The organism is Paenibacillus lignilyticus (genome assembly GCF_017942085.1).
Lineage (GTDB): Bacteria > Bacillota > Bacilli > Paenibacillales > Paenibacillaceae > Paenibacillus_Z > Paenibacillus_Z lignilyticus.
Genome location: NZ_JAGKSP010000007.1, coordinates 111,352 through 128,468, shown reverse-complemented (window position 1 = coordinate 128,468; position 17,117 = coordinate 111,352). Strand labels below are relative to the sequence as shown.

Below are 17,117 nucleotides of genomic sequence, written 5' to 3'. Positions count from 1 at the left end.
CGAATGAGTAAATTACGGATCGGATTTGTCGGCGGCGGCGGCATGGGGCAGATGGCACATCTCAGCAACTACGCGGTATTGCGTGATCAGTGCGAGGTTGTCGCGCTCGCGGAGGTGCGGCCGCAATCGGCCAAATTGGTTGCGGATCGCTATGGGATACCGGAAGTGTATGCGAGTCATCATGAGCTGCTCGCTCAGGCGAAAGTCGACGCCATCGTGGCGCCGCAGCAGTATCGGCATCACCCTGCCCTGATTCCGGATATTTTGCGAGCCGGCATTCCGGTCTTCACCGAGAAGCCGCTTTGTTTGACCGTTGAAGCCGGCCGGGAGCTGGTGCGCATCAGCGAAGAAACCGGCACGCTTCATATGGTCGGCTACCATAAGCGTTCCGATCCTGCGATGGAACGCGCCAAGAAGGAAGTCGATGCTTGGCGTGCAAGCGGCGACTATGGCAAGCTGCGCAGCATCCGCGTTGCGATGCCGCCGGGCGATTGGATTGCCGGGGCCGACATGCCGCTGAGTGCCGGCGAGCCGTATCCTTCGCTCGTGCTGGAGCAAGGTCCGGCGGATTATACGGATCAGCAGACGCGGGATCTGGATGCATTCGTCAACTACTACATTCACCAAGTCAATGCGATCCGCTTCTTCTTGGGCGAGAACTACAAGCTGACGTTCGGCGACCGCGCAGGCGTGCTGCTTATCGGTGAGAGCGAGAGCGGCGTAACCGTCTCGCTTGAGATGGCCGCCTATCAAACGTCGATCGAATGGCATGAGCAAGTTATCGCCACGTTCGAGCAAGGCTTCGTCCGCGTTGATCTGCCTGCCCCGCTCGTTCGTCAGCAGGCGGGCAAAGTGACGATCTACAAGGACAATCCGCAGCTCGGCTCGCCGGAAATCGTGCAGCCGATCATGCCGAACGTTTCGGCCATGCGCAATCAGGCGCTGAACTTCCTCGCCGCCGTCCGCGGCGATCGCCCTGCGCCTTGCACCTCCAAGGAGGCGCTCGAGGATCTCATCCTCGCCCGCTCCTACATCGACTTCATGTCGCGCACATACGGGCAGCAGCCTGCGAATACGTAGGCTGGCGCGCGGGACGCGGGGTTTGGCGCGCGAGGCGTGGGGCTTGAACGCGCTAGGCGCCGGGGCTTGGTGCGCGCGGCGCGGGGTTTGGTGCGCGCGGCGAGAGGTTTGGCGCGCGAGGCGTGGGGCTTGAACGCGCGAGGCGCCGGGGTTTGGCTCGTTGGCGCGGGGCTTTGCGCGCGGGCGGGGGGCTTGGCGACTCCCCCCACTTTTTCCGCTCGCGAAATTCTAACGAGTTCCACAGGTCTTATTTGGGCCAAAAAGGCACCCGAAAATTTCTAACGAATCGTAGAGACGCTATTTCCTCCTAAAGCGTGCTTTTCACTCGAAAATGGACCAAATAAGACTCCTACGATTCGTTAGATTATTTTTGCAGCCGATATTGCCGAAATAAGACCTGTACGATTCGTTAGAATTTCCGGGTATTGGATTTGCAAGCTGCATGTGTGTAATTGTGCGCCTTTTTCGATTATTTACGCTGGTTGAGTACAAGTTGCTTGGGTGCTAGTTGGTGCGTGGTGCTTGTGCGCGAGTTAGTATGTGTTGATTGCATGCTAGTTGGTCCGTATGGTTGTGTAGAGTTGGTATGTGTAGCTTGTATGCTAGTTAGTAAGTGTTGCCTGTGTGCTAGTTGGTTCGTGTTGGTTGTGCGATTGGTTGCTATGTATTGGTTATGTACACTATTCGGTACGTGTTACCTATGCGCTAGTTGGTACGTGGTGGTTATTTGCTAGTAGGCTGGCACATGTTGCTTTTGCACTCGTTGGTACGTGTTAGTTGTGCGTGTTCGGTTGAGATGGGGCGTACCTTAGAAAAACGTTGAGGAGCTGAGACCATGAGAAGAATCGCGATCATTGGTGCAGGCAGTATTGTGTTCTGCAAGACGCTGATGCTGGACATTATGGCGACGAAAGTGCTTGAAGAGACGGAGTTTGTGCTCATGGCACCGTCTACGAGCAAGACCACGCAGGTGAAAGCTTTTGCCGATAAAGTGATTGCCCACAATGGGTTGAAGTCCAAGGTTACGATTACGACGGATCGTCGCGAAGCCCTTCGCGGTGCCGATTACGTCATCACGTCCTTCCAGGTCGGCGGTGTCGATCTGTTCGAGAAGGATTACAAAATCCCGCTCTCCTACGGCGTTGACCAATGCATCGGCGATACGCTCGGACCGGGCGGCGTCTTCCGCGCGCTGCGCAGCATTCCCGTCATTCTCGACGTTGCCCGCGACATGGAAGAACTGTGTCCGAATGCGACGCTGCTGAACTACGTCAATCCGATGGCGATGATTTGCTGGGCGCTTGGCGAGACGAAGATTAAGTATGTCGGGCTTTGCCACGGCGTACAGACAACGCTGGATCTGATCTCCGGCTATGTTGGCGTACCGAAGCAAGAAATCGACTACGTGTCTGCGGGAATCAACCATATGGGCTGGTTTACGAAGCTTTCGCACAAAGGGGAAGATCTGTACCCTCGTCTGCGCGAGAAATTCGAAGAGCCGGAATTCTACGTCAATGAGAAGGTTCGCGGCGAGGTATTCCGTCACTTCGGTTATTTCATGACCGAATCGACCGGCCATCTCTCCGAGTATGTCCCATGGTTCCGCTCCAGCCAGGAAGCCCTCGACCTCTACTGCGACGAGCCGTCCTTCGGCGGCGAAAGCGGCGCTTACTACACATGGTGTACGTATGTTGCGGATAAATACCGTGAGAAAGATGTCCTTGCCGATGAACCGGTTGACCTTCCACCACGCAGCGTAGAGTACTGCGCTTATATCATCGAAGCACTTGAAACAGGCAACACCTTCAAGTTCAGCGGCAATCTGCGCAATAACGGCATGATTTCCAATCTGCCCGAAGATTGCTGCGCGGAAGGCCTAGTCTTCGCAGACCGCAATGGCTTGCATCGCACGGTCAATGGTGATCTGCCGCCGCAATGCGCCGCACTGAACATGACCAACATCAACGTGCAGCGCTTGACCGTACTTGCCGCGAAAACCGGCGACCCGGAAACGGTCGTGCAAGCCGTTGCGCTCGATCCGCTCACCTCTTCGGTCCTCACGCTGAAGCAAATTCGCGAGATGGTAACCGAGATGATGATTGCGCAGCAGCAATACCTGCCGCAGTTCGAGGGCCGACTGCCGCGTCCAACGCCAACCATCAACATCCCGGCCAATGTGCAGCGCGCAGATGTGCCGATTGATCCGGCACTCGCAGTGTACTCCCGATTCGGGGAGCTTGCGAAGTAATACCACCTTTAACAAAGCGTTGAAACTGCAGCAAAGCCTATCCCTGATGGATAGGCTTTTTGTACAGTTTCTCTTTAAGTAGATTTACAAGCCGCTCCTGCAGCTTCGCTTCCACTGCACTCAGCTCACGCTCCAGCTGCTTCAACTGCTCTCCGGTCAACTGAATCGCCCCAGGTGCAAGCTGCGCATGATGCTGCAGCGTCTGGATGCGATAGGCGGTTGGCGGATGCGTGCGATCCAGCGTAGAGCCTTCCATCATCTCGACGCGCCGGATGCGTTCGATTTCACGCGGCGGAATAGACCCCACAGCTGCCTTAAGCTCGTCAAAATAATTCCCCTTTGCCCCCCTAAGGACAAACCGCTGACCCGACAGCACAAAAGTGGTCTCACAAAACATTTTTCGTGATAGGCCAATTGCTCCCTCTGTACCTCCGACTTTTGCCCCGAGATAATCCGCCATATACTCGGCCTTCTGGCTCTCGTAATAAATCGAATGAATAAAGAGCTTGATAAGCAACTGCGGAATAAAAGAGACCATTCTCATTAGCATCCCTACGACATTCGATACGAGCCCAAATAGGTTGCCTTCAACCAGAACTTCATCTTCCCCCCTTGAAGCCAGCAATCTAAACCAATTTTCCAGCGTGATAATCGCAGTAAATGTATATAAATTTCGAGTAGAATCCCCATTGATGCCATGCCCCGCCTCATGGCCTATGAGCGCAGCCTTCTCAGCCGGACTTAAGATGCTGAATAAGGGCAGTCCCAGCGTCAAATACCGTTTCTGCTTTAACCCTACTTGACGGTAAGACGCATTAAACTCTTCGTCAATAAGAATGCCCTCAAAATGAGGCATATGGAGATAATCGGCAATCTGATCCGAGAAGGCATACAGGCTAGGAAATTGCTCTCTTGGCACAATGTCCCGTTTCTCATCCTTGCTTAGTTTCGGGATGCGCGGACGCTGCGTCCATAACAAGATCAGCATAGGGACGGCAAGAATCGCTAACACCGGGTACTCTCGATAGATAGACAACGCGAATAAACAGAGCAGCACCATGGCCAGGGAAATCGCATGAACGACCGTCGCCATTACGATTGTAAACAGCTTGGTTTTAGACGGCTTAGGCATTAAATGCTCGAGGACTTCCATATCGCTGAGCAGCTGTTTCCCAACTCGTTGTCCAAGCCGCTCATAGAAGGATGCAAACATCGACGGCGCATGTTCCTGACGATGGGGCTTCAGATTCCAGCCACACTCGCACCAAGACATAAAATTCGGATGAGCCGCGACATGCGAATGGCATTCCGGACACTGCTCGGTTTGAACCGCCGACTTATTCTCTTGAACCAAGGCTATGTTTGCGGACATATGCAGCCATCCCTTCCAGGCACATTAATCTTAATCGCATTAAATGCATGGTATAGTGTAGCACATAAATTATAGAAGCGGTTACATGGATTTCCGATTATGCGAGGGGGAGCTGTGGGATGCACGCCGAAAAATGAGGAGGTTAAGCGCACTGGCAACCGTTAGACTTCCGGGGGCGAATTTCTCGGGCCATCAAAAAGGCGCAAGGGAATTCTCCCTTGCGCCTGCCCCATCCACCCCTATCTATGCTTTCAATTCACGCATGATGTCCTGCAGAAAATCCCAAGTCCGCTCCACGGACGAGATGGACACATGCTCCTCCGGCGTATGGAAATTGTACATGTTCGGTCCGTAGGAAACCGCATCGAGATAGGGCATTTTCTCGATAAAGATGCCGCATTCCAGACCGGCGTGGATCGCTTTCACTTCCAGCGGCTTGTTGTATTTGCGCTCGTAGACCGCTTGGAATACTTCGCGCACCTTCGAATCCGAGCGGTAAGGCCAGCCCGGGAAATAATGATCGTGACGGAACGGCACGCCGACTGCCTCGCCGAGCGTCTCCATCTGCTGCAGCACCGCATCCAGCTGGGAACGATGCGAGCTGCGAACGAGGCTCTCGAAGACGACCTCATTCTCGCGCGTGGACAAGGTCCCGATGTTCGTCGATGTCCGAACGAGGTTCTCGATCGCCTTGTTCATGCTGAGCACGCCGCTTGGAATCAGCGCAAGCAGGCGGATCACCGTCAGCTTCGTCTCTTCCGAGAAGCAGCGAGCAGCCGCCCCGCTCCCAGCCTCTATGGATACCTTCACGCCGGGATCCGATACTTCATACTCATCTTGCAAAATCCGATTCCATTCCGCGATCCGCTCTTCCGCAGTCCGCAGCCCGGCTTCGCTTAAGCCCACAACCGCTTCCGCCTCGCGCGGAATGGCGTTGACCTTCATTCCGCCGCCGATGCTTGCCAAGTCGAATGGCGTATGCCGGCGCAAATCATCCAGCACCCGGCCGAGCAGCTTGTTGGCGTTGCCGCGCTCGTGAATGATATCGTCGCCGGAATGGCCGCCTTTCAGCCCCTGAACGGCAATCGTGTACGACTTGCTTCCGGCGCTGCCTCCATCCTGCCAAGCAATCGGCACGGTATGGAACGCCGATGCGCCGCCGGCGCTGCTCACGAACAGCACGCCTTCCCGGTCAGAGTCGAAGTTGATGAGCATCTTCCCGCTCAGCTTCGAAGCATCGATATGCTCGGCGCCGGCCATGCTCGTTTCTTCCTCTGTCGTCAGCAGGATTTCAAGCGCCGGATGCGCCAAATCCGTTGCATCGATTAATGCCATCGCAAACGATACCCCGATGCCGTTATCTGCCCCAAGCGTTGTATCCTGCGCATAGATCATGTCGCCGTCCAGCTTGAAGCGAATCGGATCCTTGGTGAAGTCATGCTCGGTCGATTTATTTTTCTCGCAAACCATGTCCAAGTGACCTTGGAAGATAACCGCCTTGGCCTGCTCATACCCCGGCGCGGCCGGCTTCTTGATGATCAGGCTATGCCGCTCATCCTGAAACACGGTGCAGTTGCGCGCTTCCGCAAACTGCTTCATGAAATCACTGACCGCCTTCTCGTTCCCCGATCCTCTGGGAATCGCAGACAGCTCTTCGAAGAAACGAAGCACCTTGCAATCTCCGGTGTACACTCTGTTCAGTTCCGGCATCATAATCCTCCTGTATGTAGACGCAGATTAGGCCCGACTTGCCCTAGGCAGGCAAAGTCAGGCCATTTCCATTCGATATCGTCTAGTTTAACGCATGCATCGCAAGGAATCCAGTTATCCCTATGCGCCGCCATTCTTCTCGAAGAAGCTCTCGTAAACCTTCGTCATTTCGGCTTGCTTGCTTGAGATGACAAACAGCACGTAGTTGCCTTTGGTCAGCAGCTTATAGTTCTTGGCATTCTCGTATTGATCCGCCTTCTTGGACTGGAACTCCTTCTGCACTTCCTCGGCCCGCTTCTTGATTCCCGCTTCCACGGCAGGAATATCTTTGGCATCCTTCACTTTGAAGATTGCGACTTCATTCGAGGATAGGTTCGCCATCGGCATGCGCACATTGAAATCCTCCAGCACTGCCGCATCGATGCCGTAGAACCGCTTTAACGTCAACTTGTCGAGCTCCATAAACATCGGCTGCCCCGCTTGCTTCGTCATCTGAGTAATCATCTCTTTGGCAGAGAGCTTCGGTTCGACGGCCTCGTTCTGATCTTGGTTCTGATTCTGTTCTTGATTCTGTCCCTCGTTCTGCCCTTCGTTTTGTCCCTTGCCGTTTCCGCATGCGCCGAGCACAACTGCGATGACAACAGTCAATAGAAGGATCATCATTTTTTTCATTTTGCATATTCTCCTTGGTGTGAGAGTGGACGAGCTATCGTATGCGTCTATTGACGACTGCCGCTGATAAAAGGTTACATCCTTACGGTTCCCAATTTCTGCACAAAAAAAGACTTTCCCTCAACAAAAGCTGAAGGAAAGTCCTTTTCCGCTAAAGCAGGTGCTGCGGCTAGCTTGTAAACAAGCGGCCTGTAGGGATAATTTGCTTCGCCTGCGAAGCGCTCGACCAGGAGAGCTGCGCGTGCGCGTTACCGCCGTTCTCGATATATTCCATCTTGATGTCGTATTTCACGCCTGCTGTGAGCGTAATGGTTGCACTGAGTTCTCCGTTCATGGCGACCCAGTTGTTGATGATTTGCGTGCCGTTCACCCACAGACGCACGCCATCATCCGTGTTGGTATAGAACGTGTAGGTCTCCGAGTATTGCGGTTGAACCTTCCCGGTCCATCTTGCAGTGAACCATTCGCCCGGCACATCATCTGTCGGCCGGCCGCCGCCCCAATCGAAGTCGATGGTGGCATCGGTTCTGCTAAGCGCCAGCGTACCGAACTCGCCGGCATAATATTGGCCCAGCAAACCGTTCGTTCCTGAAGACGGTGCATTCGTCGTGACGTTCAGCGTGGAGCTGGCAGCGGATAAGTTATTCGCCGCATCCTTCGCTTTGACCGTGAAGCTGTACGCCGTGCTTCCGGTCAAGCCAGTGACTGTGAATGTCGTTGCACCTGTTGTGGAACCTGCGAGAGCAGCTCCGTTATAGATGTTGTAACCGGTGACGCCGACGTTGTCAGTCGAAGCCGTCCACGACAGACTGACGCTCGTATCCGTCTTGGATGGCGAAGACAGTCCGGTTGGAGCCGTCGGGGCCGTCGTGTCCGAAGACGCGTTCGTCGTCACATTCAGTCCGCTGCTAGCTGCCGATGCATTGCCTGCCGCATCCTTCGCCTTCACTGTAAACGTATAGGCTGTACTTGCCGTGAGCCCGCTTACTGTGAACGTTGTCGCACCTGTAGTGGATCCCGCCAGCGTGCTTCCGTTATAAATGTCATAACCGGTTACGCCGACATTGTCGGTCGATGCTGTCCAAGACAAACTGACGCTTGTCGACGTTTTCGATGGCGAGGTTAGTCCCGTTGGAGCCGTTGGTGCTTGCGTATCGCCGCCTGTGCCGCTGGCTTGGTTGACGTCGCAGGTCTTGTATTGCCCAACCGCCGGATCTGTACCGAAGCCGTTATTGGAGCACATTACGGTGTTCGTAAACGTTCCGTACACGTAGCTGCCGGGTACCCCGTAGCGAACTTGCTTCGTGCCCGTGAAATTACAAGGATTGTTCTCGCCGGCACAGTTCACCCAGTTAGCGGCAGGATCCGTTGTCACCGTAAGCGAATTGCTGGCTGCCGAAATATTGTTCGATGCGTCCTTCGCTTTGACCGTGAATGTGAATGCCGTGTTCGACGCGAGGCCCGTAACGGTAAAGGAAGTCGCGCTCACGCCAGTAGTCGTGCCTGCCAAAGTTGATCCGTTATAAATGTTGTAGCCCGTTACGCCGACATTGTCCGAGGATGCCGACCACGATAGGCTGACACTCGTATCGTTCTTCGTCGGCGACGTTAAGCTTGACGGCGCCGTTGGTGCCTGCGTATCGCCGGCGTCTGTCGTCACGTTCAACGTATTACTTGCTGCGGATACGTTGCCAGATGCATCTTTCGCCTTCACGGTGAAGCTGTACGCCGTGCTTGGCGTCAAACCGGTAGCGGTGAACGCCGTTGCACTCGCACCCGTTGTGGAACCGATCAATGTGCCGCCTCTGTACACATCATAGCCGATAACACCGACATTATCCGTGGATGCCGTCCATGACAGATCTACGGTAACATTCGATTTCGCAGGCGCAGACAAGCTGCCCGGAGCGGTAGGAGCCGTCGTATCCGGCGGACCGGTAAACACCGTAACCGTCTGTTCTTTCACGCTCGCTCTTCCTCCGTTATCCCATACGCCAAGAATAACTTTATACGTGCCGGCCTTCTGGTACGTATAAGTCGGGCTTGCCGTTGTAACCGGGATGCCTTCGCCCAAATCCCACAGATTCTCAACGATCGTTCCGTTGTCCGTGGACGTATTCGTAAACGTAATCGGCTGGCCCAGCTGTACGGTCAGCGGGGCCGTGAAGTTCGCGACCGGCTTCGCATCGCTGAAGCCTCTGCTCGTGAGCTGCGTATTCGTCCCATTACCGCTTACCGTATTATTGCTCCACTCCAGATCCGCCGCAGAGGACGGGTATTGGTCGATCGAAGGACCGCCATTGCCCGTAATCGTATTGTTAATGAAGCTAATCCGATCCGTTCCGCCGGCCGTCGTAATCTCGATGGCTTTGCGGCCGTTATTGAGGATTTGGTTGCTGTCGAATACGATATTCTTCGTATCGCCATGAATCCGAACCGCGTTGCCGTCATAGCCGGGATAGGCCGCGGCAGGATTGCCGGTTGGTCCGTTTTTCCAGGTGTTTTTGTAAAAGTATTGATATTGCTCCGTAAATCCGGTGCCTGCGCCTTGGAGCTGCATGCCCCACATGATGATATTCTGAACCGTGTTGTAGTTCCACAGCTGATAGCCTGTTCCTGGCGATTGCTGCATCCCTACTTGCTGACCACCATCAACGAGGTTGCCGGATGTAACGCCATGATCGACCATGACCTCCAAGCCCATATGGCCGACTGAGCCATCGTTCGCTTTCACGATGTTATTTCGTACCGCGATGTATTTGGAACGCACTGCGCTGATCCAATGGTCGACGTTGTTATTCTCGATGACGGAATAGTCAACGTTGGTATGCAGCTCAATCCCGAGACCTTCCATTTTCTTGCCCGTGCCTGTAATCGTGTTGCCGCGTACCGTCGCATAAGGGCTGTCATCATTGACGAAAATCCCTCCGCGACCGGTATCGGAGATCGTATTATTCTCGATCAGCGCATGGCTCGAACCCCAACCCGCACGAACGCCACCGCCCCAATCTGAATTCACGCCCGTATTGGTCACGATGTTATTGGAGATCACAAGATTAGTCGATCCAATCGCATAGAGTGCGAAAGGCCCGAAGCCTGCCGATGCGGCCAAGTCCTTGACTCGCAGGTTACGCATTTTGTTGCTGTCGCCTGATTCGGATGTTACGGCGGATAACAATACCGTGCTGTTGTTGCCGTCCAGCGTCATATCCGCCACTTCCGCGTTCGTCACGTTATGAAGGTAGAAGAACATCGTGGATGCTGAGCCTGATGTCATCCTCACCGTCGTTGAATCTCGTCCGGCACCTGCGATTTTGACGCCTGATTTGCCGTTCACATTCGCGGACAAATAGTAGGTACCGGCAGGAAGCAGTACCGTATCGCCGCTTGCAGCAGCATTAACGGCGTTCTGAATCGCCGCCAAGTCATCGGCCGTGTCGCTTCCGTTCGCGCCGTAAGCGGTTACATTTAGTGTCGCCGCAAAAGCAGATGCAGCCGGAATAATCGGAAGCATAAGCGATAAAGCAGAAAGAACCGTCAAGACCCGCACCTTCAACGTTCCATTCTTCTTGCCATTCTTACTTCTCATCCTCAACAATCCCTCATTTCATCGATTTAATCTCGTCTGTTTACTTGACCCATTATTGCCGCACCGACCACCGCTTCAAATGTTCAACGATCCCTCCTCTCAAGTTCCATCCTGCCATGCCGCCAGCGTCCCGTAAACTGTAACAAATGCGAAAATACATACTGAGCGAATGTATTAAATCGGAATTCATGCACCTCATTTACACCATCCGCCACAACCTAACACAAATCGCTATACGACCCCATCCTTCACCTCGAATTTTGCGTAATGATGCGGTGGAAATAAAAAAAGACTTTCCCTCACGTGACGTGAAGGAAAGTCTTGGTTTGCAGCTTATACAGATGCGCTCTCATCAGCTATTTCCTTGAGATGCAGCTGATCCTCTTCATTATCGCGGATCGTCTTCTGCAGGACGAGACAAGCAACGATGAGGAACGCGCCGCCGATGGCGTAGTAGCCTTTTACATAGAACGGCTCTTCCAACGTATAGAGACCGATATATTCAGCAAGAATCGCGAGCACGAAGCCGGCCCATGAGAGGAAGGTGAAAGCAGACGTGTTTCTTTTGCGATAACTTGGATTAAACTCTTTCAGAAAATTATCTTCGTCATTATCCCGCGCAACCTTCTGCAGCAGGAAGGAGGTGATGATGAGCAGAACACCGGTTACCGCATAATACCCTTGGACCGACAGCGGCTGCTCCAACGTGTAAATTCCCACAAATTCGAAGCCGCATGCCAGCACGAATGCTGCCCATGCCATAAACGTGTACGTCGGTGTATTCCGGCGGCGGTAAAAGTTTTTGCGATTCGTCGTCATTTCCATCATGGCTTAAAGCCCTCCTGTATAACCTGTTCGGTTATTTGTTATGACTTCATCATACTGCGGACTCTCCGCCTCCATAAGTACCATCTTGTTCTAGTACCTGGTAATAGCCCGATGGCCGAATCGATGCTGCACACAATTCCCCCCTCACCAGTGCACAACTTTGCCTTTACCATAAAAATCCACTTTGATAACCTCTTACTGAAGGAGGTTGAAAGCGCTTCATTTGATGGGTTAAGAAAAGAAAACACTACTCAAGGAGGCTTATGTAATGCGGAAATGGCTTTCGATTGTACTGGCAATTGCTCTGATTTGGTCATTCACAGCGTATCGCGATGATACCACGGTGATGGCCGCGACAGATATTACGTTAAATCCGGTTGCGGATACAGACACGCAAAGCGATGTTGCTGCCGGAACGAATGCGACATTGAACGTCAGTCAGTGGAATAACTTGTTCACCAAATTCAGCCTGTCGGGCGTGCCGAGCTCCATCGCAAGCGCGAAAGTCAGAATCTATCATGCCACGCACACCGCGAATCATAACCTGATCGTAAACGGTGCCTCGACGGAAAGCTGGAGCGAAGGCTCTGCCAAACCGTCATTAGGGTCACAAATTAACACCAAAGCCGTGTCCGCTGTCGGGTACGTCGAGCTTGATGTCACTGCAGCCGTGCAGAGCAAATTAAGCACCGCGAGCTCCTCCGTCACCTTCGGCTTCAGCACGAATATCGGTTCGTGGGAAGTGTACCAATCGCGGGAGAGCAGCAACAAGCCGGTGCTCGTCATTACGCCGAATACGACGAGTTCAACCTCTACGCTGAATCCGGTCGCAGATACGGATACGCAGAGCGATGTTGCCGCGGGGACGAATGCGACTTTGAATGTCAGCCAGTGGAACAACCTCTTCACCAAATTCTCGCTTAGCGGCATTTCCTCTACTATTTCTAACGCGAAGGTCCGTATTTACCATAACAGCCATGCCGCTAACCATACCCTCATCGTAAACGGCGCATCGACGGAGAGCTGGAGCGAAGGTGGCGCGAAGCCAACATTAGGTACCCAAATCGCTACAAAGTCGGTTACGGCCAATGGGTACGTCGAGTTTGACGTCACAGCGGCTGTTCAGAGCAAGCTGAGCGCAGCCAGTTCCTCCGTGACCTTCGGCTTCAGCTCTAACATCGGCGGCTGGGAAGTGTACCAGTCGCGGGAGAGCGGCACGAAGCCGGAACTGATCATTACGACCGGCACCGGCGGCGGCACGAACCCTCCGGGCGGCGGTACGGGAACGATGAAGATCGGAACGAACTTCTGGTTCATGGGCACCTGGAGCGGTGAAACGCCGTTCAAGACGACCGTAAACTGGGCTACTGCCTATGCAAACGGCGACGATGTATGGAATCCGACGTTCATTAGCGAGCTTGCTCCTTATTCGACGCTGCGTTTCATGGATTGGGGCGGAACCAACAACTCGAAGGTGCAAACATGGTCGCAGCGCCGACTGCCGAATGATTCCGTCAACAGCGACATCGGCTACATCGGGCCGACTGACCCGATCAGAGCCGGCCTTGCTTATGAATGGATGATCGATCTTTGTAATCGAACCAATAAGGATATGTGGGTGACCTTGCCGCATATGGCGGATAACAACTATGCCAATCAGCTTGCTCAGCTCATTAAATCCAAATTAAATCCGGCACTGAAAGTGTACGTCGAGTATTCGAACGAGACATGGAACGGCGGCTTCTCACAGTTCCAATATACGCTCGATCAAGGCGTGGCACAGGGCTTGCCCGGCTCCAACCAATGGTACCAAGGCGGCGCGTTCAGCCTGTACAGATCGGTTCAGATTTGGAACCAATTCGCCACCGTGTATGGCTCCGAAATGGCTGCACGCGTCGTACGGGTTGCTTCCTTCAGCGGTAACTATGATATCTTCGACCAAGGTTATGCGAATGTCGTGAACAGCAGCACTTGGAATCCGACCAATCAGAAAGCGGATATGATCGCCATCGCTCCTTATGTCGGCAGCGGCTTGGACGGGGCAAGCGCCAACATTCAAAGCCAATTCCACGCCGATATCGATGCCACCTTCACAGATCGCGTGCTGACTGCAGTCGCCATCGCGCAGAAGTATAACGTGAAGCTCGGCTGCTACGAGGGCGGGCAGCATCTGTTAACCAATGCCGATCAATGGAGCGGTAACCAGAACATCTACACGGAATACACGTACATGCTGAACAAGTTCGCTCCGTACTTCGTGCTTTATAATCATTACGCGCATGCCGGCTCCTGGAGTTCCGGCGGCGCGTGGGGAGCCAAAGCGTTCACAGGCCAATCCAACGCCAGCGCGCCAAAATATCGCGCCATCGTCGACTGGGTGGCCGCTCATCCTTGATGATCCCCCACTAATAAAAGCACCTCTTAGGAACTTCTAAGAGGTGCTTTCTCTTGTAATCAATCTCATGGTTGATGCTAACGTCTAAACAAATAAGAGGTATACGTGCTCTGGAGTTCGGAAGGCATTCTTCCGATTAGAATCATAATTGAATGCAGCCGCTCCGTATCGCTTATTTCTTATCTTTCTTGTCTTCTTTCTTATCATCTTTCTTGTCTTCCTTCTTCTCCTTCTTCTCTTGCTTCTTGTCATCCTTCGTCAAAGGTAGCAGGACAATCGGGTCCGCCAACTGCACCTTGTCCTGGAGATTATTCCAAATCATCACCTTGACCGTAAATTTCTCTGCGTGTTTCGGCAGATCGAAGCCGCTGGTGAACGTAGCGGTCTCACCGTCCTTCAACGTTCTCGATACGGAAGACATCGCCTTCATGACACCTTTTTTGTTATACAGTGCCACAACAAGAGTCACAGGCTGAGCCGCGCCATGATTCGTTGCCGTCACTTCGGCGAGCAGCATCCCTTCGGCAGGCACGCTCGTTACAACTGCACCCGCCTCATTCTTAAATACTGCGGTATCCAGCGTTATGCCTTGCGGCTCGGGCGTCACTTCTCCCGGGTCTTCCTCTGTTTCGGCCAGTTGAACGTTGTCGATCAGCAAGTCGACGCCGGCTGCATTTTTCCAAATGAACACGTTCGAAGCCGCCACACTTGCTCCCGTCTTGAAAACAACCTCTTTCTTCGTCCATTCGGTCGAATCGAAGGACAGCACATGCTTGATTTGTTCGGTATCCGGTGATTGTTCCGTCGGCCTGTATTGGAAGCCTGCCGCTGCGCCATCCGCATCGGTCGCTCCGCTCACCTTGCCCCAAATCGTCAGCTTGTACGTCGTATTGGGTTTCACCGTTACGTATTGACCGCCGCCTCCAGCGCCGCCGGCCGTTACTTTCAACGCCTTCGAGCCGCCAATTCCCGCACCTGCCGCTGCTTCAAGACGTCCCCAGTTCATCCAAGCGTCCAAATCCTTCTCGAAATCACCGTTCACCACGATAGGCGGCTGCTCCGCAAGAGATACGTTATCGACCAGCAAGTCTACGCCTGCAGCCGATTTCCAGATGAATACGTTAGCTCCCGCCACGCTTGGTCCCGTCGTGAATGTGATCTCCTTCTTCGTCCATGCTGTCGAGTCAAACGACAATATGAATTTGATCTGCTCGGAATCCGGCGATTGCTCCGTCGGTCTATACTGGAAGCCCGCATCTGCGGTATCCGCCTCGATCGCACCGCTCACTTTGCCCCAAACCGCCAGCGTATACGTCGTATTCGGCTTAACCGTGACGAATTGGCCGCCGCCTCCCGCTCCGCCTGCCGGCACTTTGAACGCTTTGGAATTGTCGATTCCGGCCCCTGTTGCGAGCTCGGCACGAGACCAGTTTTGCCAGCCGGTCAAGCCGTCTTCAAAGCTGCCATTGACCATGACAGGAAGATTAAGCGTCACCGGTAACGTCAACGAATTATGATTGTCATCCCACACCTGGTTGCCGAGCCAGCTCAGATTCGTCGGACGCGAACCGTCCAGCTTGTCGACTTCCCAGCCGCCGCCTTTGGTCGTATTGGCTGTCAGATCGAATTGATCTTCTCCTTCCCATGCCCATACGAGTCGTCCCACATGCCGCTGAACGGCCTCATTGAACATCGCGGCCGTTACATTCGTAGTCTGGCTGTCGCCGCCGCCATATTCTCCAATGATGAGTGCCAGGCCTTTGCTTGCGGCTTCGTCCAGATAGTTCGCGAGCCGCTGCTGGCCATTGAACCATTCCCCATACATATGGAGCGAGAACACCAGATTGTCGTACGTCGCTGCCAGTTCCTCACCGACAGACAGGATCGCGCTGTCCGACGTTCCATTACGGAATCCGCCCTCTTGGCCGTAGAAGTGACCATCCAACACGATGATATTCTCCGCCCCGATCGCACGGATCGCCGCAATGATTTCTTCATGCACTTCTTTCCAGCGCGCAATGGATTCGCTGGTCGAATACCCTTTACCGGCTTGCCCCGGCTCATTCATGATATTGAACCAGACGTACGGGTTGTCTTTATACTTTGTTGCAAGATCAACCCAGTAAGCTTTCAATTCATCCACCGACATCGAATAACTGCCGTCCGATTCCGTAACGCCGGTTTCACCCGGATACGAGCCCGTAAAATCATGATTTTCGAGCATCGTTACGACATGTCTCGAAGTGAACGCATTTACGATGCCGTCCAAATCCATGTTATTGTTGATGTTCCAATGCTCCATTCGCGGAAACATGTTCACGCGAACCGTATTAAATTTCCATGTGTCCACGATCGCGCTGACATCCGGCAGCGTTGGGCGCGACCAAGGCCAGCGCGGTCCGTTCACGTTGACGCCTTTTGCGATAAACGCGTTTCCGCTCGGGTCTTTAATTTCATTCCCTTGTACTTCGAAGTTACCGTCTGCCATCGTTGGGGTTTCCACGACAGGCACTTCCGGCGGCTCCGGTGCGGTCAACGGTTCCACACTTCTTACGACGCGGAAATTATCATAATCGATCTGGCTGCTTCGCACGCCGATCCCGATTTGGCCGGAGGTGAACGTTTGATCCTCAACGCGGTTAAACAAATTCGTGACCGTATCGCCTTGCAAGGCATTAACCGAGATATGTCCATCCTCTTCCGATATGACCTGCAGGGTCGTCGTTTTCCCGCCTACTCCGTAAACGATGTCGGTTGCCAGTCTGGCTTCTACATTATTCACGAACTTTTTCAAAGAAACGTTGGCGGAATTGTCCGCTACACTTCCATTACCCAGCACTAATTCATAAAAGTTGTTTGCATCCTGATACCCCCAGATCAAGCGGGTAGCATTCCAATGCCCGCTCGATAAAGGGGCTGCTACGTCAGCTTGGAACGAGTAAGTGCCGTCAAAGCTTTGAGTGGTGATAGCCGATTGAAGGTAATCACTCCATGAGTCTGAATGCAGCTTTCCATTCACGATCGATAGCGTGGAATCAAGTACCCAGCCATCGGCATTCCCAAAATCACTCTCAAACAGAATCTCCGGTTCATCCGTGGAAGCGCTTGCGAGATTAGGCGCGACTTGGTTTGCCAACGAGAAAAACAATAAAAAGGCTGCCAATACCGCTGTCCACTTCTTCATCCTTGCCATGCTCATCATTCCCCTTCTAATTAGATGGTA

9 protein-coding genes and 1 pseudogene are annotated in these 17,117 nt (G+C 53.5%); 3 read left to right on the top strand and 7 right to left on the bottom strand.

The genetic code is table 11. The features are described from left to right. Positions 1-3: 3 nt before the first annotated feature. Both I8J30_RS18260 and melA read left to right on the top strand, forming a co-directional pair. The gene (locus I8J30_RS18260) at positions 4-1,080 is read left to right on the top strand and encodes a Gfo/Idh/MocA family protein (RefSeq protein ID WP_210660414.1); all 1,077 of its coding nucleotides are present in this window, start codon (positions 4-6) and stop codon (positions 1,078-1,080) included. An 835-nt stretch (positions 1,081-1,915) separates the two neighbouring features. Further along, positions 1,916-3,328, top strand: coding sequence for an alpha-galactosidase (gene melA, locus I8J30_RS18255; RefSeq protein WP_091223311.1), 1,413 nt, complete (start codon positions 1,916-1,918; stop codon positions 3,326-3,328). Between the two features lie 37 nt (positions 3,329-3,365). On the opposite strand, the gene I8J30_RS18250 is transcribed toward melA, so the two are convergent. From I8J30_RS18250 to I8J30_RS34250, 6 genes and pseudogenes are all read right to left on the bottom strand, one after another. Next, positions 3,366-4,700 (bottom strand): M48 family metallopeptidase, encoded by a 1,335-nt coding sequence (locus I8J30_RS18250; RefSeq protein ID WP_210660412.1) that lies wholly within the window; start codon positions 4,698-4,700, stop codon positions 3,366-3,368. Positions 4,701-4,943: 243 nt separating this feature from the next. Beyond that, complete coding sequence (locus I8J30_RS18245; RefSeq protein ID WP_210660411.1) at positions 4,944-6,413, bottom strand: aminoacyl-histidine dipeptidase; 1,470 nt, start codon at positions 6,411-6,413, stop codon at positions 4,944-4,946. A 117-nt stretch (positions 6,414-6,530) separates the two neighbouring features. Then, entirely contained in the window at positions 6,531-7,082 is a 552-nt protein-coding gene (locus I8J30_RS18240; protein ID WP_210660409.1) for a DUF4358 domain-containing protein, read from the bottom strand. A gap of 169 nt (positions 7,083-7,251) precedes the next feature. Beyond that, positions 7,252-10,671, bottom strand: a complete 3,420-nt coding sequence (locus I8J30_RS33750; RefSeq protein ID WP_276316148.1) for a fibronectin type III domain-containing protein — start codon at positions 10,669-10,671, stop codon at positions 7,252-7,254. Between the two features lie 333 nt (positions 10,672-11,004). Beyond that, positions 11,005-11,265 (bottom strand): YiaA/YiaB family inner membrane protein, encoded by a 261-nt coding sequence (locus I8J30_RS33175; RefSeq protein WP_240548185.1) that lies wholly within the window; start codon positions 11,263-11,265, stop codon positions 11,005-11,007. A 30-nt stretch (positions 11,266-11,295) separates the two neighbouring features. Next, positions 11,296-11,433, bottom strand: a pseudogene (locus I8J30_RS34250) (YiaA/YiaB family inner membrane protein); the annotation flags it as partial. A 334-nt stretch (positions 11,434-11,767) separates the two neighbouring features. On the opposite strand from I8J30_RS34250, the gene I8J30_RS18215 reads away from it, so the two are divergent. Next, a complete protein-coding gene (locus tag I8J30_RS18215) occupies positions 11,768-13,894 on the top strand; it encodes a CBM96 family carbohydrate-binding protein (protein WP_210660407.1) in 2,127 nt (708 codons plus the stop codon). 172 nt (positions 13,895-14,066) lie between these two features. On the opposite strand, the gene I8J30_RS18210 is transcribed toward I8J30_RS18215, so the two are convergent. Further along, complete coding sequence (locus I8J30_RS18210; RefSeq protein WP_210660398.1) at positions 14,067-17,087, bottom strand: cellulase family glycosylhydrolase; 3,021 nt, start codon at positions 17,085-17,087, stop codon at positions 14,067-14,069. Positions 17,088-17,117 lie beyond the last annotated feature (30 nt).